We start from the raw sequence: 18859 nt of genomic DNA on the forward strand, positions 1-18859 counted from the left end.
GATACCGTCCTGTGCCCGGGCCGCGGTGTTCTGCCGCGCGTCAGGCCGCGTCGTCGGCGCGGGCGAGGAGGCCGTTCGAGGAGCCGCGGAGGAGGATCTCGACGACGGCGTCGGCATCGTCGGACATGGGGACGTGACCGCTGCCCGGAAGCCAGACGTGCTCCGCCGCGGGGAGCAGGTGGCGGGCCCGGCGGCCCTGGTACGGGAGCAGGACGCGGTCCCGTGTGCCCCAGGCGACGGTGACGGGGATGTCGGCGGCGATGTCGGCCTCGAACGGGAACGCGCCGCCGATGATGTCGCGCAGTGTGTGCCGGGAGTCGACCATGTTCGTCAGGTCGCCGAGGACGCGGTCGGCGGCCAGTCGCTCGCCGTGCGTCATCAGCGAGGCGAGCATCAGCTTGCGGCCGATCCCGCTGCGGGTGAGCAGCGGCGCGAGCGGCGACGCCAGCCGGCCCGCCGCGATCAGCGCGGTGAAGTGCGCGCGGATGAGCAGGAAGTCGGTGTCGTCGCGCCAGAAGCCGGCGGGGGAGAGCCCGGTCGCGCTGGAGACGATGCCGCTCGCCGCGGCCTCGAGCGCGATGCGTCCGCCCAGCGAGTTCCCGGCGATGTGCGGCCGGACGAGCCCCAGTTCGTCGAACAGGTCCTCCAGGTGCTGCTGCAGGGCCTCCTGGACGGTGCGGCCCGCGAGCTCGAGCGCGGGGGACTCGCCGTGTCCGGGGAGGTCGAACAGGATGACCTCGCGGTGCTGCGCGAGCCGCTCCGCCACCGGGTACCAGGCCTGACGGCGGTGCGCGATCCCGTGGACCAGCACCAGCGGCTCACCCGAGCCGAATCGTTCGTACGCCAACATCTCTGCCACCTCGTCGTGGTCGGGGCGGGCGGGGCCCGCGGGTGCCCGGCGGTGCGCCGGACGATTGTTCGGAGCGTACGGATTGATAGGAACGAACGCAATCACTCTCAGAAAAGTCGTCGCTGATGGGTTCGTCGTCGTCGGCGTTCCGGGCTTGCCTTCGAGCGCGCTCGAAGGCCTAGCGTCGCTGCCATGAACACGAACAGAGAACTGAAGTTGCTGGTCACCGGGGCCTCGCAGGGCTTCGGGCGGTGTCTGGTGGAGGACGCGCTCGGGCGCGGCGACAGGGTCACGGCGGTCGTCCGCGACGCCGGCTCCGTCCGGGAGCTGGCGGACACCCATCCGGGTCGGCTGGACGTCGTCGAGGCGGACCTGCGCGATCGGGAGGCGGTCGAGCGGGTGGCCGCGGTGATCGGGGAGTCGCCGATCGACGTGCTCGTCAACAACGCCGGCCGCGCGATCGCGGGCGCCGCGGAGGAGCTGTCGATGGAGCTCTTGCGGGAGCAGCTCGAGCTGAACTTCTTCGCCGCGGCCGCGCTGACCCGGGCCGCGCTGCCGGGCATGCGGGAGCGCGGTGCGGGGACGGTCGTGCAGATGAGCAGCCAGGGCGGACGGCTGTCCTTCCCGGCCGTCGGGGCGTACTCGGCGAGCAAGTTCGCCCTCGAGGGCTGGTCCGAGGCGCTCGCCGGCGAGGTCGCGGAGTTCGGGGTGCGGGTGCTCATCGTGGAGCCCTCGCGGTTCCGCACCGGCTTCAACACCACGCATTCCCTGGCGGTGACCGCACCGTCGGAGGTGTACGGGCGGACCGTCGGGACGGTGCAGCGCGACCTGACCGGATCCGACGGTGCGCAGGAGGGCGACCCGGCGCGGGCCGCCCGGATCATCGGCGACGTGGTCCGGTCGGCGGACGTGCCCCTCCGCCTCCCGCTCGGCGCCGAGGCCGTCGAGCGCCTGACCGCGGCGTACACCGCCGGGCTCGACGGTGTGCGGCAGTGGGCCGATCTCGCCCGCTCCGCCGACTACCCGGACGCGGCCGCCGCGCCGCGGACCATCCCGACGGCCTGAGCCGGACCGTCAGTCCCGGGCGAGGGCGGCCCGGACCTGGTGGGCGACGGTGGTGTGCTCGGCCGACTCCGGCAGGGCGTCGACGGGCCACCAGCGCAGGTCGTTCGACTCGTGGCTGATCGCGAGGTCGGGCGTGCCCGGGCCGACGGCGAAGGCCCGGAAACGCAGGTCCAGGTGGCGCGTCGGGACGCCGAGCGAGCACCGGATCGGGTGCGTGTGCAGCGTCAGCAGATCCGCGTCGAGAACGAGGTCGGCGAGGCCTGACTCCTCGTGCCCCTCGCGGAGCGCGGCGGCGGGCACCGTCGTATCGCTGTCCTCGCAGTGTCCGCCCAGCTGCAGCCATTCGCCCACGCGGGGGTGATGGGTCAGCACGACGTGCGTGCGCGCCTCGTTGAGGATCACCACCGACGCCGTGATGTGGCCGGGCACGTTGGCGCGGGCGCACGCGTTCGGCTGGGCGTCGAGGAAGGCGAGCACGGTGTGGCGCAGGGCGTCGTCGCCGTCGGTGCGGGCGTCGAACCGGGCGAGGACGTCGACGGCGGAGGCGTGCAGGGAGGCGAAGGTCACGGACTACCTTTCGAGGAGCATTGCGCCCGGCGGCAGCGGCGGGCGGGGCGCGGACAGCACGGACGGATCCGCCGGATACCCGACCGCGATCGCGCCCGCGGGCCGGTGGTCGTCCGGCAGGTCCAGGATCGTCCGCACGGTCTCGGCGGCGAAGATCGTCGACCCCACCCAGCAGCTGCCGATGCCGCGCACGGCCAGCGCGACCAGCAGCGACTGCACGGCGGCGCCGACGGCGACGGTGAACATCGTCTCCTCGGCGGCGGTACGGCGGGCGTCGGGGTAGGAGTGGGCACCGTCGGGCACCATGAACGGCAGGATCAGCTCCGGGGCGTCGTAGAGCAGCTGCCCGCGGCGCACGCGCTTCGCGACGGACTCGGGCGTGCGCCCGTCGCCCGACAGGTCGGCCGCCCACTGGTCCTTCATGGCGTCCAGCAGCGCCGTGCGGCGCGCGGCATCGCGCACCCACACGAACCGCACCGGATGGGTGTGATGCGGCGCAGGGGCCGTCAGGGCCTCCGCGACGGCGTCCCGCACGTCCTCCTCGGGGACGGGCTCGTCGGCGAAGGAGCGGACCGAGCGGCGCACCAGGAGCGCCTGTCGGCGGGCGAGCTCGACACCGGTGTGGAAGAGGTCGTCCTCGCCGGGGCGGACGAGGCCGCGCGCCGTCGCGAGCGGCGACCCGGGTTCCGGCTCCCGGACGGAGAAACCGCGCACCACCGCGACCGGGACGCCGCCCAGCTTGCCCTTCACCAGGTCCGCGGCGGCGGCCAGCTCGTCGGCGACGGCGATCTCCGTGACCACCAGGTCGTTGCCGTAGGCGTCGACGGCGCCGGCGTAGCCGTGCAGCACCTCCATGCCGGCGGCGCCGATCGCCGCGTCCGTCTGACCGTTCCGCCAGGCGCGGCCCATCGTGTCGGTGACCAGCACCGCGACGTCCACGCCGAGGCGCTCGCGCAGCGCGGCGCGGACCGCGGCCGCGCTGCCGTCGGGGTCCTCGGGGAGCAACGCGACGGTGTCGGAGGCGACGTTGGAGGCGTCCACCCCCGAGGCGGCCTGCACGATGCCGAGCTTGTTCTCGGTGATCCACGTGCGGCCCTTGGTCGCCAGCACGCGCACCGACTCGTCGGCGATCAGGCGCCGGCGGAAGGCGTCGCGCTCCTCGGGGTCCGACGGGGCCCGCAGCACGCGACCCTCCGCCTTGGAGAGGACCTTGGAGGTGATCACCACGACGTCGCCGTCCGCGAGCCAGGGCGCCGCATCGGCGAGGAGGGCGCCCACGTCGTCGCCCTCGGTCACCTCGGGGACGCCGAAGACGGGCAGGATCTCGAGCGACGGTGCGCCGTGGTCGCGGCCCGGCCGCGACGGTGCTTCCGGGCCGCGGCCCGGCCGTGACGGTGCTTCCGGGCCGCGGCCCGGCCGTGACGGTGCTTCCGGGCCGCGACCCGGAAGCGGGGCCCCGGCGGCGGGGCCGGTCACAGGCCGACCAACTCGAGGCCGGCGTCGATCATCGCCGCGGTGGCCTGCGGCGAACTCATCAGGAGCGGCACCGCCGCGACGGGCAGGCCGTCGATCTCCGTGCCCGCGTCCTCCTCCGAGACGAGCCAGCCGTCGAGGATGCCGTTGCCGCTGCGGGCCCCGAAGTGCTCGCCGATGGCCTGTGCGCTGGTCTCGATGCCGAGCACATCGAGGCACCGGTCGGCCATGCCGCGCAGCGGCGCGCCGCCGATCACGGGGGAGACGCCCACGACCTTGGCGGACGTGGTGCGCAGCGCGGCGCGGATTCCACCGACCGAGAGGATCGCCCCGATCGAGACGACCGGGTTCGACGGGGCGAGGAAGACCACGTCGGCCTCCTCGATAGCGGCGAGCGCGGCCCGCGAGGCCTGGGCCTTTCCGGACCCGGGGCCGTCGGCCCCGCCCACCTGGGCGAAGCCGAAGGTCTCGATATCGGCGCGGTAGCGCACCCACCACTCCTGGAAGTGGATGGCCTTCTTGGCGCCGTCGGTGGAATCGGGGTCCGCGACCACGACGTGCGTCTCGTGCCGCCCGTCCGTCGCGGGCAGCAGTCGCACGCCCGGCTGCCAGCGGTTGCACAGCGCCGCGGTGACGTCGGTGAGCGGATACCCGGAACTCAGCATCTGGGTGCGGATGAGGTGGGTGGCGAGGTCGCGGTCGCCGAGGCCGAACCAGTCCGGATCGGCGCCGTACTTCGCGAGCTCCTCCTTGGCGTGCCACGTCTCGTTGCGGTGACCCCAGCCGCGCTCGGTGTCGATGCCGCCGCCGAGCGTGTACATGCAGGTGTCGAGGTCGGGGCAGATCCGCACGCCGTGCATCCACGCGTCGTCGCCCACGTTCACCACCGCGGTCACCGCATCGCCGGCCGCGCCGCCCGGGTCCGCGCCGTCCTTCTCCGGGAACGTCGTCACCCCGAAGCGCTCCCGCGCGCCCTCGAGGAACCGCGCACCGCCGACACCGCCCACCAGCACCGTCACCTTCACGGGTTCGAGCGTAATGGTCGCCCGGCGACCGCCGCCGCCACGGGTCGCGGCGGTCGGGGAGGTCGCGCGAACGCCCCGTTTCCTGGCATGATCGAAGGCGCGACGCGGCCCCGGTGGTGCGTCGGCGAGCGCGTGTGAAATATGACGCGGATCACATCTCAACCACGTGTCGAGGCCTCGCATCCGGCCGTCCAGGTGGTATTAGCTAATTTCCCGGTTCAGCTTGACGTGGCGGCTTTGCACGTGTGTAATCACAATCGTGTCATTCAGTGCGGCGTGATCTTCGCCGGCGGGGCATGCAGACCGAAAGACCATCGAACACCACGAAAGCAACGAGGGAGGCGGGCCGATGACGATCGACGCTCATCGTGAACCGTTCGGAAGCTTCTCCGGTGGGTCCAGCCGCGCGCACTTGAGTGTCGTGCCCGCGGGTTTCGAGGAACTCTACGAGGCCGTCGAGGATCAGTGGCAGGACCGCGCACTGTGCTCGCAGACGGATCCCGAGGCGTTCTTCCCCGAGAAGGGCGGCTCCACTCGCGAGGCCAAGCGCATCTGCCTGGGCTGCGAGGTGCGCAACGAGTGCCTCGAGTACGCCCTCCAGAAGGACGAGCGCTTCGGCATCTGGGGTGGTCTGTCCGAGCGTGAGCGCCGCAAGCTCAAGCGCGGCATCATCTGATCGTTCGTCGTACGGCGGCCGTCGCTCGCGCGGCGGCGCGCTACGACGAACCCGTCGCGCGGGCGCGACGGCATCGCATCGCCCGCGGAGTTCGCCTCGTCCCGATGCGCGATCGTCAGAGCGCGTCCGGGCCGGCGAGCAGAGTCTCCTCCGTCACGCCGAGGTAGTCGCTGATCTGGTGCACCAGGATCGCGAGGATCTCCTCCAGCAGATCGCTCTCCGTCTTCGCCCGACGTTGCAGGGGGCGGCGGAACAGGATCAGTCGCGCCCTCGTGCGGTTCCCCCGCCGGTCGATCCCCACGGGCACCATGCGCGCCAACGGGATCGGGCCGTCGGCCTCCACCTCCGCGGGCCACGACACCGCATCCGGATCGTGGGGCAGGATTCCCGGCACGTCGTCGACGGCGATGTCCAGGTCGGTCAACCGGTCGTGCCACAGCGAGTCGATCTCGGCGAAGGCGTCGAGGACCACCTCGTCGAAGTCCTGCGACCGCGTGCGATAGGCGGGGAGGTCGCGGGGCACCAGCGGCCCACGCAGCCCGTGGCCGCGCCGGTCGCGCGATACGCGGCGGCGCAGTCGCGCGCCGCTCGTGGGCGTCCCTCTCCTGCTTCTCATCGTGTTCTCAGTCTAGGTGGAAGCGCCGCGGACGGCCGCCGCGGACGGCCGAACGGTGTGTCGGGAGCGCGGCGCCGCGGCCACGGGTTAACCTTCTTGCTGTGAACTCCGTCCGTCAGTGCTGCCGCCCCGGCTGCAGGAACCACGCCGTGGCGACGCTGACGTTCGACTACCGCCAGTCGATCGCCGTGTTGGGCCCGCTGGGAACCACGAGCGAGCCCCATTCCTGGGACCTCTGCGAGTTCCACGCCACCCGTATGACGGCGCCCCGCGGCTGGGAGATGCTGCGCAACCTCCCCGCCTACAGCGCCGCCTCGGTGGGGAGCGCCGCCCTCGACGACGACCTCACCGCGCTGGCCGACACCGTGCACGAGCGCGCCGCCCGCGAGCAGGGTCGCCACAGCACCGAGCCCACCGACGCGCCGCTGCGCTCGCTGCCGCCGATCGGCGCCATGCGTCCCGTGCACGACGGACTCGGCGGCTCCCCGCTCACCCCGTCGGCCAAGCCCGCGGGATCCGGGCCCAAGCACGCGGCGCCGTCGGGCCGCCGCGGCCATCTTCGGGTCCTTCCCGACCCGGTCGACTGAGAGTCGCCCGAGAAGCCGTCACTCCCTCCGCGTCGGATGTCCGTCCGTGTCCTGATTGCCGATAGGGTGGGGCGTCCGTAACGGGGCCCGCCGGGTACCCGAATGCCGTTCACGAGGAGGTCGTCGAGCGTGGTTCGAGCGCTGGAGTCGGTGCAGGCTGTCATCAAGGCGTACGACGTGCGCGGCCTCGTCGGGGAGCAGATCGATGAGGCCTTCGTCCGCGACGTGGGCGCGGCCTTCGGCGCGCTGATCCGCGGCGAGGGCGCCACCGACGCCGTCGTGGGCCACGACATGCGCGACTCGTCGCCGACGCTGTCCGCGGCGTTCGCCGAGGGTGTCACCGCGCAGGGCGTGAACGTCACGCTCATCGGCCTCGCCTCCACCGACGAGCTGTACTTCGCCTCCGGCCTGCTCGATCGCCCCGGCGCGATGTTCACCGCCTCGCACAACCCGGCCGCGTACAACGGCATCAAGCTGTGCCGGGCCGGCGCCAAGCCGGTCGGGCAGGAGACGGGGCTGGGGGCCATCACCGAGCAGGTGGCGAACGGCGTCCCGTCGTACGACGGTGCGCCCGGCCGGGTGTCCGAGCGCGACGTGCTCGACGAGTACGGCGACTACCTGCGCGGGCTCGTCGACCTGTCCGGGTCGCGCCCGCTGCGGGTGGCCGTCGACGCCGGCAACGGCATGGGCGGCTTCACCGTGCCCTCGGTCCTCGGGCCCGTCGAGGCGCTCGACGTGCGGGCGCTGTTCTTCGAGCTCGACGGTAACTTCCCGAACCACGAGGCCAACCCGCTCGACCCGAAGAACCTCGTCGACCTGCAGAAGTTCGTCGTCGAGCAGGGCGCCGACATCGGCCTCGCCTTCGACGGCGACGCCGACCGCTGCTTCGTGGTGGACGAGAAGGGGGAGCCGGTGTCCCCGTCGGCGGTGACGGCGCTGGTCGCGGAGCGGGAGCTCGCGAAGAACCCGGGCGCCACCGTGATCCACAACCTCATCACGTCGAAGGCGGTGCCGGAGATCATCGTGGAGAACGGCGGCACCCCCGTGCGGACGCGTGTCGGGCACTCCTTCATCAAGGCGCAGATGGCCGAGACCGGCGCCGTGTTCGGCGGCGAGCACTCCGCGCACTACTACTTCCGCGAGTTCTGGGGCGCCGACTCCGGGATGCTCGCGGCCATGCACGTGCTCGCCGCCCTCGGGGAGCAGGACGCACCGCTGTCGGAGCTCATGGGCGGCTACGACCGGTACGCCGCGTCGGGCGAGATCAACTCGACGGTGGCCGATCAGGGCGAGCGCACCCGCGCCGTACTCGATGCTTTCGCAGACGAAATCCAGAGCACCGATGAACTGGACGGCGTGACGGTACAGTTGGATTCGGGCGCCTGGTTCAACCTGCGCGCTTCCAACACCGAGCCGCTGCTCCGGCTGAACGTCGAGGCCGCGACCACGGACGAGGTGCGCGCGTTGACCGAGCGGATCCTGGCGATCGTACGTGCCTGATCGCGCACTGTGCCCCGGCGGTCGGAACGGCGCCGGCGGGGCGCAACGCCGATGGGACGGGAGGAAGCCGTGACCGAGATCACCGATCTCGACGATCCGGCGGGCCTGATCGCGGCCGACGTGGGCGGGCACCTGCGTGCCGCGGCGCTCGCGGGCGCACAGGCACGCGCGGTCGCCACCGCCGTCGACGAGGGCGCGCTCGCGCAGCTCGACGGCCTCGCCCCGCGCGCGGTCGTCGTGGTCTGCGGTGCGGGTCCGGCGGCGGCCGCCGCCGGCTTCGTCGAGGCCCTCACCGCCGGCCGGTTCGACGTGCCGCTGGTCCGCTCCACCGAGCTGCCGCCCTGGGTGGGCGCGCTCGATGTGGTGGTCGTCTGCGGATTCGACGCGGGCGATCTCGTGCTCGCCCGCGCCATCGCCACGGCCTCGCGCCGCGGCGCCGTGGTCGTGGTCGCCGTCCCCATGGAGGGCCCGGTCGCCGAGGCGGCCGCCGGGCGCACCGTCGACCTCTCGCCGCGCCTGCGGGTGCCCGAGCGGTTCGGCTTCGTCGGCGTCGCCGCCGCGTTGCTCGCCGTTCTCGGGCGCCTCGCGGGAACCGACCGCGGCGACGCCCCCGGGGAGGGCTTCCTGCACACGCTCGCCGAGACCCTCGACGACGAGGCCGTGCGCGGTGCGCCGGACCGTGACATCGAGTCCAATCCCGCGAAACGCCTCGCCGCCCGCATGACGGGCCGACGGGTCGCTCTCACCGCCGACACCGCGCCGGGGCTCGCCGTCGCGGAACACGCGGCGTCGCAGGCGCTCACGCTCGGCGGACAGGTGGTCGCCGCGGTGGGGCTCGCCGACGTCGAACTGGCCACGCCGGAGCTGACCTCCGCGCCGTCCGGCGGGGCGCTGGAGACCGGAGCCGCGGTGGACCCGCTGTTCCACGACCCGTTCCTCGACGGTCCCGCGGCGCAGACTCCGCTGCGGGTCCTGATCCTGACCACGGAGCAGCGCGCGCCGATGGTGGAGGCGCGGCTGCGCGCCCTGCCCGACGTGGAGTCGCTGCCCGTCGACGAGGGCGCGGAGCGCTCGCCGGAGACGGCGGGCCCGCGCGCGGACGCGCTGGACCTCCTCGCGCTCGCGGTACGGTTCGATCTCGCGTCGGTCTACCGGCGCCTGACGGGGGAGGCGTGATGCAGCGGATCGAGGGAGTCATCCGGCCGTACGCCTGGGGCTCGCGCACGGTCCTGGCGACGATGCAGGGTCGGCACGTGCCGTCGAATCACCCGGAGGCCGAGCTGTGGTTCGGCGCGCACCCCGCCGATCCCGCCAAGCTCTACGACGCCTCCGACACCGCGACCGACGGCGACCTGCTGTCCGCGATCGGCGCCGACCTCGACGGTCAGCTGGGACCCACGTGCCGGGGCGACTTCGGCGACCGGCTGCCCTACCTGGTGAAGGTCCTCGCGGCGGACGAGCCGCTCTCGCTGCAGGCGCATCCCTCGAGGGAGCAGGCCGAGGAGGGCTTCGCCCGGGAGAACGCCGCCGGCATCCCGCTCGACGCGCCCGAGCGCAACTACCGCGACGCCGCGCACAAACCGGAGGTCGTGATCGCGCTGAGCCGGTTCGAGGCTCTGGCCGGCTTCCGCGACCCGGCCGTCACCGTCGAACTGCTGCGGGTGCTGGCCGTGCCCGAACTGGACAGCTACCTGGGGCTGCTCGCCGGGCAGCCGGACTCGCAGGGCCTGCGCGCGCTGGTCACCACGTGGATCACCTTGCCGCAGCCCGCGCTGGCGGTGCTGGTGCCCGCGGTGCTCGGCGGCTGCGTGCGGTACCTGGAGAGCGGGGCGGAGCGGTTCAAGGGGGAGGCGCAGCTCGCGCTGACGCTGGGGGAGCGCTACCCGGACGACGCCGGGGTGCTGGCGGCGCTGCTGCTCAACCGGATCGTGCTGGAACCGGGGCAGGCCCTGTACCTCTCCGCGGGCAACCTGCACGCCTACGTGAGCGGCGCGGCCGTGGAGGTCATGGCGAACTCCGACAACGTGCTCCGCGGCGGACTGACCCCCAAGCACGTCGACGTGCCGGAGCTGCTGCGGGTGCTGGACTTCACGCCTCGCGCACCGTCGGACCTGGCGCCCCGGACCTCGACGGTCGGCCCCGAGGTGGTCTTCGCGACGCCCGCGCCGGAGTTCCGGGTCTCGCGGGTGCGGCTCGACGGGACCGCGCTCAAGCGCGCGGCGTCGGTGGAGCTGGACGCACGCGGCCCGCAGCTGCTCGTGGTCACCGACGGATCGGTGACGGTGCGCAGTGCGGGCAGGGCGATCGACGTGCCCGCGGGCAGCGGCCTGTGGATGGCCGCCTCGGACCCGGGCGTCGTGGTGACGGCCCACTCACCGGCGGCGGAGTTCTTCCGCACGCTGGTGGGCGGGCATTAGATCACCGAGGGATCAGCAGCCGCCGAGGTTCTCGTAGAAGGTCTCGGGGATGTCGAAGGTCTGCATGTTCGCCACGGCGACGGCCTCGGGCTGTGCCTTGCTGAGCACGGCGAGCGGCTTGCCGTCGCGCGTGAGCAGCACGTCGTCGCCGCCCTCGACGATGCTGAGGAGCTGGGCGACGGTCTGATCGGTGGTGTGCGCGAAAGTCTTGGTCATAGGCCCGACGGTAAGTGTTACTCGGCGGTACGCCAACAGTTTTCGCGTACCGGCCAGTAACACCCGCGGGTAACTTCGCGGCCTCCCATACGACTGCCAGCTCCGCGGCAGAGGACGCCCAGACACCGCCGCCAGAGTGGTCCTTGCACATCGGAAACAGGCCGAACGGGCCGCGACGCAAGGAGATGAACACATGGCAGCACCGGGACAGGGCAACGGTCAGGGACAGCGACCGGGTCAGCCGAAGCCGCAGCAGCCCCAGCGCCGCCGCGTGCGTCGGTGGAACCCACAGGCGCGCCGGTGGGACTGGGTCTGGCAGTGACCCGAGGAGTCCGATGACATCCACCGGCCTCCTTCGGCTGCTGTGGACCTTCACGCCGGGCCACCGACGATCCCTCGTCGGTGGCCTGGCGCTGTTGGTCGCGGCGGCACTCGTCGAGGTCGCATCGGTGCTGGTCATGGCCGACGTCCTCACCACGGTCCTCGACTCCGACTCCCACGGAGCCGCGGCGCGGGGCGTCGCCTCCTGGGTGGCCGTCACCCTGCTCGGCGCGGCCCTCACCTACGCCGGGACCCTCGCTACCTGCCGGGCCGCGGAGGGCACCGTCCTCGCCCTGCGCGACGAGGTCTTCGCGCAGCTGCTGCGCCTGCCGATGGACGCGGTGCACCGGCTCTCCGCGGGGGACGTGGTCGTCCGCCTCACCGAGGACGTGGTCGTGCTGGAGACCGCGCTCTCGGTGTCCGTGGTGCAGGCCGTCGTCGCCGTGCTGACGACGGGCGGCCTGATCGGCGCCGCCTGGTGGCTGAGCTGGCAGCTGACCCTCGTCGCACTGGTGGCGGTGCCCGTGCTCATGGGCCTCGCCCGGGCCTTTCGCGGCGCGCAGGAACGGGCGACGGCGCGCGAGCGCACCGCCCACTCGGCGCTCGGGACGGCGATCGCCGAGGTCTCCTCCACCGTCGAACACGTGCGCCTGCACACGATGGAGCCCGCCGAACGCGCCGAGGTGCACCGTCGCGGCGCCGCGCTGCTCGCGGCCCGCATGCGGGAGGCCCGCGTGCACGCCGCGTTCGGCGGTGTCCTGGGGTCGGCGCAGGCGCTCACGCTGATCGCCGTCTCGGTGGCCGGGGTGGCACTGGTGCGCACCGGCGGCCTCACCTACGGCGCGCTGATCGCGCTCACCGGCTACCTGGGATACCTCTATCCCCGGGTACAGGACGTCGCCGAGAGCCGCCTCGCGCTCGTCGGCGCGCGGGTCAGCGCCGATCGCCTGGTCGAGGTCGTGGGTCCCCTCCGCGCCGCACCGCGGTCCGCCCGGGTCGACGGTGCGCCGCCCGCCGGCGCCGTTCCGCTCGGCGGTGACCGCCCAGGTGGTGACGGTCTTGGCGGTGGCGGCACGCGGCTCGTCCCTCCCGGTCTTGTCGTGCGGGTGACCGATCTGCGCGCTCGGCGCGGGGATTTCGTTCTCGACTGTCCCGAGTTCTCGGCCGAACCGGGCGCGCTGACGGCCCTCGTGGGGCCCTCCGGCTCCGGGAAGTCGACGCTCGCGCAGGTGCTCGCGGGGCTGACGGAGGCCGAGGGCACCGTCGTACTGGGGGAGCGGGTGGCCCCGGCGGGCGCCGCGCTCGGAGAACTGGTGACGCTCGTGCCCCAACGTGCCGTGATCCGGACCGGCACGCTGGCCTCGAACATCGCCTACGGCAGCGGTGCCGACCCGTGCGTCGCGGGCGCGCTGGCGGGTGCCGACGAGTTCGTGCGCGGGCTGCCCGACGGCTACGCCACGCCGACGTCCCTGGGCGGGGAGGAGCTCTCGGGCGGGCAGCGGCAGCGGATCGCCCTCGCGCGCGGGCTGGGCCGGCTCACGCCGGTGCTGATCCTCGACGAACCCAGTACCGGGCTGGACCGTGCGAACACCGAGCGGCTGGTGGGCGTGCTGCGGTCGATCGCGGTGCGCCGCACCGTCATCGTGATCACGCACGATCCGGTGCTCCGCGCCGCCGCCGATCGCTGTTACCGGGTCGCGGGCGGACGGGTCGTGGCGGCGGTGGGTGCAGACGCCTGAAATGCCCCGCTGCGGTGCCGCAGTGGTGTTTGATGAATCGTCACAGACCCGAGACGACTCACACACCCGAGACGACACAGGAGCACGCATGGCCAACCCACTGCTGCGCACCAAATCGGTGGAACAATCGATCGCCGATACCGAGGTGGTCGGCACCCGGCTCAAGAAACAGCTGACCGCATGGGACCTCACGATCTTCGGCGTCGCGGTCGTCGTCGGTGCCGGCATCTTCACCATCGGCGCCTCGACGGCAGGTGATTACTCGGGCCCGGCGGTCTCGGTGTCGTTCATCATCGCCGCGATCGCGTGCGGCCTCGCCGCGCTCTGCTATGCCGAGTTCGCGTCGACGGTGCCGGTCGCCGGTTCGGCCTACACGTTCTCCTATGCCACCTTCGGCGAATTCGTCGCGTGGATCATCGGCTGGGACCTGGTGCTGGAGTTCTCCATCGCCGCCGCGGCGGTGGCGAGCGGCTGGTCGAGCTACCTCGGCACGGTCTTCGGCACGGGTCCGGCGGCGGTCGAGATCGGGGGCCACACGATCGACTGGGGCGCGATGCTCATCGTCGGCGTCCTGACGGTCCTGCTCACCTTCGGGGCGAAGGTCTCCTCGCGCGTGTCCGCCGTGATCACGGCGATCAAGGTGGCCGTCGTGCTGCTCGTCATCGTGGTCGGCGCCTTCTACATCAAGGGCTCGAACTACTCGCCGTTCGTCCCCGAATCCGTGCCGGGCGAGAAGTCCGGCGTCACTCTGGACTCCACGCTGTTCCAAGCGATCTTCGGCAGCGGCTCGTCGTACGGCTGGTTCGGCGTGCTCGCCGGCGCGGGCATCGTCTTCTTCGCGTTCATCGGCTTCGACATCGTGGCGACCTCCGCCGAGGAGACCGTGAAGCCGCAGCGCGACGTGCCGCGCGGCATCCTGGGCTCGCTGGCGATCGTCACCGTCCTCTACATCGCGGTCACCGTGGTCGTCACGGGCATGGCTAGCTACAAGGACCTCGCCACCAGTGCCGGCGACGGCGGCGAGAAGAACCTGGCCTACGCCTTCTCGCTCAACGGCGTGGACTGGGCGGCGACGATCATCTCGATCGGCGCGCTCGCCGGCCTCACCACCGTGGTGATGGTGCTGCTCATGGGCCAGAACCGCGTCCTCTTCGCCATGGCCCGCGACGGCCTGCTGCCGCGCCAGCTGGCCAAGACCTCCGACCGCGGCGTGCCGGTGCGGATCTCGGTCGGCGTCGGCGTCGTGGTCGCGTTCCTGGCCGGCATCTTCCCGCTCAAGGAACTGACCATGCTGATCAACATAGGCACGCTGTTCGCCTTCGTCCTGGTCTCGGTCGGTGTCATCGTGCTGCGCAAGCAGCGCCCGGACCTCAAGCGTGGCTTCACCGCCCCGCTCGTGCCCCTGGTGCCGATCCTGTCGGTCATCGCCTGCGGCTGGTTGATGTTCAACCTCACGCTCGAGACCTGGGTCCGCTTCCTCATCTGGATGGCACTCGGCGTGGTCGTCTATTTCGTCTACTCGAAGAACCATTCGTTGCTCGGCAGGCGTGAGCGCGGCGAGGTCATCGAGTCGCTGGCCGACTGACCGCAGCGTCCCCACACACGGAACCGCGGCCGGAGCATCTGCTCCCGCCGCGGTTCTGCGTTTCCGGCAGATCCGTTCCGATACTCGGGTTCTGCGCCGCTTCGAGACGTAATCCGGCGGCGGAACGTCGAAAATCCCGACGTTCGGAACGCAACCGCAACGGGTGGCGGGGACGCCGCGCACCAGGAGCGATAGCCTGGACCGCGTGACTTCTACGCTGACCGCCGATACGGCGAACGGAATCGACTTCAAGGTCGCGGACCTCTCCCTCGCGGAGGCGGGCCGCAAGCAGCTCAGCCTGGCCGAGCACGAGATGCCCGGCCTGATGGCGCTGCGCCGCGAGTACGCCGATGTCAAGCCGCTCAAGGGCGCGCGGATCTCGGGCTCGCTGCACATGACGGTGCAGACCGCGGTGCTCATCGAGACCCTCGTGGAGCTCGGCGCCGAGGTCCGCTGGGCCTCCTGCAACATCTTCTCCACCCAGGACGAGGCCGCTGCGGCCGTGGTCGTGGGGCCGCACGGCACCGTCGAGGCGCCGCAGGGCGTGCCGGTCTTCGCCTGGAAGGGCGAGACCCTCGAGGAGTATTGGTGGGCCGCGGAGCAGATGCTCACCTGGCCGGGCGAGCCCGCCAACATGATCCTCGACGACGGCGGCGACGCCACCATGCTCGTGCTGCGCGGCGCGCAGTTCGAGGCCGCGGGCGTGGTCCCGCCCACCGACGAGGACGCCGACAGCCACGAGTACCAGGTCTTCCTGGCCCTGCTGCGCGAGTCGCTGGCCAAGGACGCCACCAAGTGGAGCACGATCGCGGAGTCGGTCAAGGGCGTCACCGAGGAGACCACCACCGGCGTGCTGCGCCTGTACCAGTTCGCCGCCGCCGGCGAGCTGGCCTTCCCGGCGATCAACGTCAACGACTCGGTTACCAAGAGCAAGTTCGACAACAAGTACGGCACCCGCCACTCGCTGATCGACGGCATCAACCGCGGCACCGACGTGCTGATCGGCGGCAAGAAGGTGCTCATCACCGGCTACGGCGACGTGGGCAAGGGCTGCGCCGAGTCGCTCGCGGGCCAGGGCGCGCGCGTCCAGGTCACCGAGATCGACCCGATCAACGCCCTGCAGGCGCTCATGGACGGCTTCGACGTGGTCACCGTCGAGGACGCGATCGGCGACGCCGACATCGTCATCACCTCGACGGGCAACAAGGACATCATCCTGCTCGAGCACATGAAGGCGATGAAGGATCATGCGATCCTCGGCAACATCGGCCACTTCGACAACGAGATCGACATGGCGGGCCTGGAGAAGTCGGGCGCCGTGCGCCTGAACATCAAGCCGCAGGTCGACCAGTGGACCTTCGGGGACACCGGCAAGTCGATCGTCGTGCTCTCCGAGGGCCGCCTGCTGAACCTGGGCAATGCGACGGGCCACCCGTCGTTCGTGATGTCCAACAGCTTCAGCAACCAGGTCATCGCGCAGGTCGAGCTGTGGACCAAGCCCGACGAGTACGACAACGAGGTCTACCGCCTGCCGAAGCACCTCGACGAGAAGGTCGCGCGGATCCACGTCGAGGCCCTGGGCGGCACCCTGACCAAGCTCACCAAGGAGCAGGCGGAGTACATCGGCGTCGACGTCGAGGGCCCGTACAAGCCCGAGCACTACCGCTACTGAGTCACCGCACCCGCGACGAACTCACGCACACCTTCCACCCTCCGGACTCCTTCCGGAGGGTGGTCGTGTCCGTGAGGGACTTCGAGACCACTGTCGATGAGCCCACCGGCGTCGACGTGACCTCGGCCTCCGCGGTGCCCGCGCCGCCGTCGACCCGGATCTGCCCGACGACGACCTCCCAGCGACCGTCCGGCCCGAGCAGCGTGTCGATCTCGGCGGCGAAGGTCTGCGCGGTGAACTGGGTCTGCAGCATCGCGACGTCCGTGGCGCAGCGGACGCCGATCAGCGCCGACAGGTCCCGGTCGTTGAGGGTCTTCGTCTCGGCGGCGATGACGTCGCGGATCTGCTGCTCGTCGCCGGCGCTGGAGCGGTTGGCGAGGATGTACCAGGTCGCGCCGAGGATGATCGCGATGATCAGCACCGTCGCGCCCAGCACGATCGCCACCGACCGGTCCTTGGCCGGCGGCGGCCCCGCGGGAACCGCCGGGGTGTAGGGCGCCGTACCGGGCACGGGAACCGGGCCCGACGGTGCCGGTGCGTCCGCGGGCGACGGTGCCGGAGCGCCGGTCACGGCCCGCCCCGTGAGGTAGGGCGTGCCCGCCGAGGAGACCGGTCCGCCCGTGCCGTACAGCTGCGGCGGCCGCGGCGGGGCGATCCCGAGGCGCTGATAGGTCTCCGGCGGCAGGACGGGATGCAGCAGTTCGCGCGGGTCAGTCGGGCGCATCGCCGCGGTCCTCCGGCGTCGCGGGCGCGTGGCTGCGGTGTTCCAGGGTCTGCAGCAGCGCGGTGAGCGCGTCCAGCTTCTCGTGCACCTCGTCGAGCTCGCGGCGCATGTAGTCGCGGCTCGCGGCCTCGCCCACGGCCAGGCGCACCGAGGCCAGCTCGCGGGCGAGGAACTCGGTGTCGGCCTTGGTCTGCGCGGCGCGCATCCGGTCCTCGTCGAGCGAGACCCGGTCGCGGCTCTCCTGCCGGTTCTGCGCGAGCAGGATGAGCGGCGCGGCGTACGCGGCCTGGGTCGAGAAGGCCAGGTTGAGCAGGATGAACGGGTACGGATCGAAGTGGTAGGTGAACCACAGGACGTTGAGCGCGATCCACACGAGCACGATCACGGTCTGGATCGCGAGGTAGCGCCCGGTTCCCAGGAACCGGGCGACGCTCTCGGCGCCCTGGCCGATCATGTCGTCGCCCAGGTTCAAGTTGAAGCTGCGCGAGAGCCGCGGGGTGTCGAGCCGGGAACGCTCCTTCATCCGGTCACCTCCTCGGTGTGCTCGTCCTCGTCGCGCCAGTCCTCGGGAAGCAGGTGGTCGAGGACGTCATCGACGGACACGGCCCCCAGCAGGTGGTTCTCCGCGTCGATGACCGGCCCGCTGACCAGGTTGTACGCCGCGAAATAGCGGGTCACCGCACCGAGGGGGTCGTCCGGCCCGAGGCGCGGCAGGTCGGTGTCGACGATGCCGCCCACCAGGTCGGCCGGGGGCTCACGCAGCAGCTGCTGCAGGTGCACCGCGCCGAGGTAGCGGCCGGTCGGCGTCGCCGTCGGGGGCCGCACCACGAAGACCATGCTGGCCAGCGCGGGCGTGATGTCGGGGTTGCGGACCCGGGCGAGGGCCTCGGCCACCGTGGTCGACGGGGTCACGACGATCGGCTCGGGCGTCATCATGCCGCCCGCGGTGTAGGGCGAGAACGTGAGCAGGCGGCGGACGGTGCCCGAGTCCTCGGGGTCCATCACCGACAGCAGCTCCTCGCGCTGGGTGTCGGGCAGTTCGCCCAAGAGGTCGGCGGCGTCGTCGGGGTCCATCGCCTCGAGCACGTCGGCGGCGCGGGCCTTGGACAGGTACGCGATCACCTCGGCCTGGTCGTCGTCGCCGAGCTCCTGGAGGACGTCGGCGAGCCGCTCGTCGTCGAAGGCCGCCGCGATCGAGAGCCTGCGCTGCGCCGGCAGCTCACGCAGGGCCTGCGCGACATCGGTGGCGCGCATGTCCTCGAAGACGGTCAGCGCCTCGGCGATGTCGTGGTCGGCGCCCGTGAGTGCCGTGGTCGTGAAGCCGTAGACGTGGGGCAGGTCCACCACCTGCACGCCCCCGCGCCGGCTCCAGCCGGTCGCGCGGATCTTCACGGCCAGGCGGTGCACGACCCAGTCGCGCGTGCGGGTCTGCTCGATCCCGACGTCGGCCACGGAGGCGTCGGCACCGTCGTACGGTTCCCCGGGCTCCTCGATGCGGACCTTGGTGCCCAGGAGCTGTCCGAGGGCGAGCGCCTCGCCGGGGCGGATGTGCAGTCGGCGCAGGCTCACCGACCCCGTGTTGAGGGTGACGGCGGCGGGTTCGATGCTGGTCACGCGGAGCATCGGCACGAAGATGCGGCGGCGGTTCGCCAGTTCCACCGCGAGTCCGAGGACCCGCGGCGCCTTGCGATCGGCGCGCAGGCCGATCACCGCGTCCCGGACGCGGCCGACGGATTCGCCGTCCGGGCCGACGACGGGCAAGCCGGACAGTCGCGCGACGAATACTCTGGAGACAGCCGACATGTACTTCAGGGTAGTTTCGTTCT

General features: G+C 72.0%; 19 protein-coding genes. 10 read left to right on the forward strand and 9 right to left on the reverse strand.

The genetic code is table 11. The features are described from left to right. Window positions 1–40: 40 nt before the first annotated feature. Window positions 41–850 carry an alpha/beta fold hydrolase gene (locus tag FK530_RS10290; protein ID WP_146486913.1) on the reverse strand — a complete coding sequence of 270 codons (810 nt, stop codon included), beginning with the start codon at window positions 848–850 and terminating at the stop codon, window positions 41–43. 192 nt (window positions 851–1042) lie between these two features. On the opposite strand from FK530_RS10290, the gene FK530_RS10295 reads away from it, so the two are divergent. Beyond that, a complete protein-coding gene (locus tag FK530_RS10295; RefSeq protein WP_146486914.1) occupies window positions 1043–1915 on the forward strand; it encodes an SDR family NAD(P)-dependent oxidoreductase in 873 nt (290 codons plus the stop codon). Between the two features lie 9 nt (window positions 1916–1924). Here FK530_RS10295 and FK530_RS10300 read toward each other — a convergent pair whose 3' ends face one another. The 3 genes from FK530_RS10300 to cofD are packed head-to-tail and all read right to left on the reverse strand — an operon-like array spanning window position 1925 to window position 4980. Further along, window positions 1925–2482 carry an NUDIX hydrolase gene (locus tag FK530_RS10300; protein WP_146486915.1) on the reverse strand — a complete coding sequence of 186 codons (558 nt, stop codon included), beginning with the start codon at window positions 2480–2482 and terminating at the stop codon, window positions 1925–1927. A 3-nt stretch (window positions 2483–2485) separates the two neighbouring features. Beyond that, on the reverse strand, window positions 2486–3958 hold the full coding sequence (locus FK530_RS10305) for a coenzyme F420-0:L-glutamate ligase (RefSeq protein ID WP_146486916.1): 1473 nt from the start codon (window positions 3956–3958) through the stop codon (window positions 2486–2488). Beyond that, on the reverse strand, window positions 3955–4980 hold the full coding sequence (gene cofD, locus FK530_RS10310) for a 2-phospho-L-lactate transferase (protein WP_146486917.1): 1026 nt from the start codon (window positions 4978–4980) through the stop codon (window positions 3955–3957). The genes FK530_RS10305 and cofD overlap by 4 nt, the downstream gene beginning before the upstream one ends. 349 nt (window positions 4981–5329) lie before the next feature. On the opposite strand from cofD, the gene FK530_RS10315 reads away from it, so the two are divergent. Continuing rightward, a complete protein-coding gene (locus tag FK530_RS10315; RefSeq protein WP_068524587.1) occupies window positions 5330–5656 on the forward strand; it encodes a WhiB family transcriptional regulator in 327 nt (108 codons plus the stop codon). A 115-nt stretch (window positions 5657–5771) separates the two neighbouring features. On the opposite strand, the gene FK530_RS10320 is transcribed toward FK530_RS10315, so the two are convergent. After that, window positions 5772–6272, reverse strand: a complete 501-nt coding sequence (locus FK530_RS10320; protein ID WP_146486918.1) for a metallopeptidase family protein — start codon at window positions 6270–6272, stop codon at window positions 5772–5774. Between the two features lie 101 nt (window positions 6273–6373). Between FK530_RS10320 and FK530_RS10325 the strand changes: the two genes are divergently transcribed. The 4 genes from FK530_RS10325 to manA all read left to right on the forward strand — a co-directional run bounded on the left by FK530_RS10325 (window position 6374) and on the right by manA (window position 10776). After that, window positions 6374–6859 (forward strand): DUF3499 domain-containing protein, encoded by a 486-nt coding sequence (locus tag FK530_RS10325; RefSeq protein ID WP_146486919.1) that lies wholly within the window; start codon window positions 6374–6376, stop codon window positions 6857–6859. Between the two features lie 129 nt (window positions 6860–6988). Next, window positions 6989–8359 (forward strand): phosphomannomutase/phosphoglucomutase, encoded by a 1371-nt coding sequence (locus tag FK530_RS10330; protein ID WP_146486920.1) that lies wholly within the window; start codon window positions 6989–6991, stop codon window positions 8357–8359. Between the two features lie 69 nt (window positions 8360–8428). After that, entirely contained in the window at window positions 8429–9535 is a 1107-nt protein-coding gene (locus tag FK530_RS10335) for a tobH protein (RefSeq protein WP_146486921.1), read from the forward strand. Beyond that, entirely contained in the window at window positions 9535–10776 is a 1242-nt protein-coding gene (gene manA, locus FK530_RS10340) for a mannose-6-phosphate isomerase, class I (protein WP_146487011.1), read from the forward strand. Before FK530_RS10335 ends, manA begins: the two co-directional genes overlap by 1 nt. A gap of 12 nt (window positions 10777–10788) precedes the next feature. Here manA and FK530_RS10345 read toward each other — a convergent pair whose 3' ends face one another. Then, window positions 10789–10992 carry a hypothetical protein gene (locus tag FK530_RS10345; protein ID WP_146486922.1) on the reverse strand — a complete coding sequence of 68 codons (204 nt, stop codon included), beginning with the start codon at window positions 10990–10992 and terminating at the stop codon, window positions 10789–10791. Between the two features lie 193 nt (window positions 10993–11185). Here FK530_RS10345 and FK530_RS26880 point away from each other — a divergent pair, with 193 nt between their 5' ends. The 4 genes from FK530_RS26880 to ahcY all read left to right on the forward strand — a co-directional run bounded on the left by FK530_RS26880 (window position 11186) and on the right by ahcY (window position 16309). Continuing rightward, window positions 11186–11314 carry a hypothetical protein gene (locus tag FK530_RS26880; protein WP_255603085.1) on the forward strand — a complete coding sequence of 43 codons (129 nt, stop codon included), beginning with the start codon at window positions 11186–11188 and terminating at the stop codon, window positions 11312–11314. Window positions 11315–11327: 13 nt separating this feature from the next. Further along, the gene (locus tag FK530_RS10350; RefSeq protein WP_158645073.1) at window positions 11328–13052 is read left to right on the forward strand and encodes an ABC transporter ATP-binding protein; all 1725 of its coding nucleotides are present in this window, start codon (window positions 11328–11330) and stop codon (window positions 13050–13052) included. 88 nt (window positions 13053–13140) lie between these two features. Next, window positions 13141–14637: an amino acid permease gene (locus tag FK530_RS10355; RefSeq protein ID WP_146486924.1), complete on the forward strand. Its 1497-nt coding sequence runs from the start codon at window positions 13141–13143 to the stop codon at window positions 14635–14637. Window positions 14638–14833: 196 nt separating this feature from the next. Beyond that, complete coding sequence (ahcY, locus tag FK530_RS10360) at window positions 14834–16309, forward strand: adenosylhomocysteinase (protein WP_166443279.1); 1476 nt, start codon at window positions 14834–14836, stop codon at window positions 16307–16309. A 1-nt stretch (window position 16310) separates the two neighbouring features. On the opposite strand, the gene FK530_RS10365 is transcribed toward ahcY, so the two are convergent. The 3 genes from FK530_RS10365 to FK530_RS10375 are packed head-to-tail and all read right to left on the reverse strand — an operon-like array spanning window position 16311 to window position 18836. Then, entirely contained in the window at window positions 16311–17033 is a 723-nt protein-coding gene (locus FK530_RS10365) for an Rv0361 family membrane protein (protein ID WP_146486925.1), read from the reverse strand. Continuing rightward, window positions 17020–17556 carry a DUF1003 domain-containing protein gene (locus tag FK530_RS10370; RefSeq protein WP_146486926.1) on the reverse strand — a complete coding sequence of 179 codons (537 nt, stop codon included), beginning with the start codon at window positions 17554–17556 and terminating at the stop codon, window positions 17020–17022. Before FK530_RS10370 ends, FK530_RS10365 begins: the two co-directional genes overlap by 14 nt. Then, window positions 17553–18836, reverse strand: coding sequence for a magnesium transporter MgtE N-terminal domain-containing protein (locus FK530_RS10375; protein ID WP_146486927.1), 1284 nt, complete (start codon window positions 18834–18836; stop codon window positions 17553–17555). Before FK530_RS10375 ends, FK530_RS10370 begins: the two co-directional genes overlap by 4 nt. Between the last annotated feature and the right edge of the window lie 23 nt (window positions 18837–18859).

The sequence above is a fragment of the Tsukamurella conjunctivitidis genome (assembly GCF_007858475.1).
GTDB lineage: Bacteria > Actinomycetota > Actinomycetes > Mycobacteriales > Mycobacteriaceae > Tsukamurella > Tsukamurella conjunctivitidis.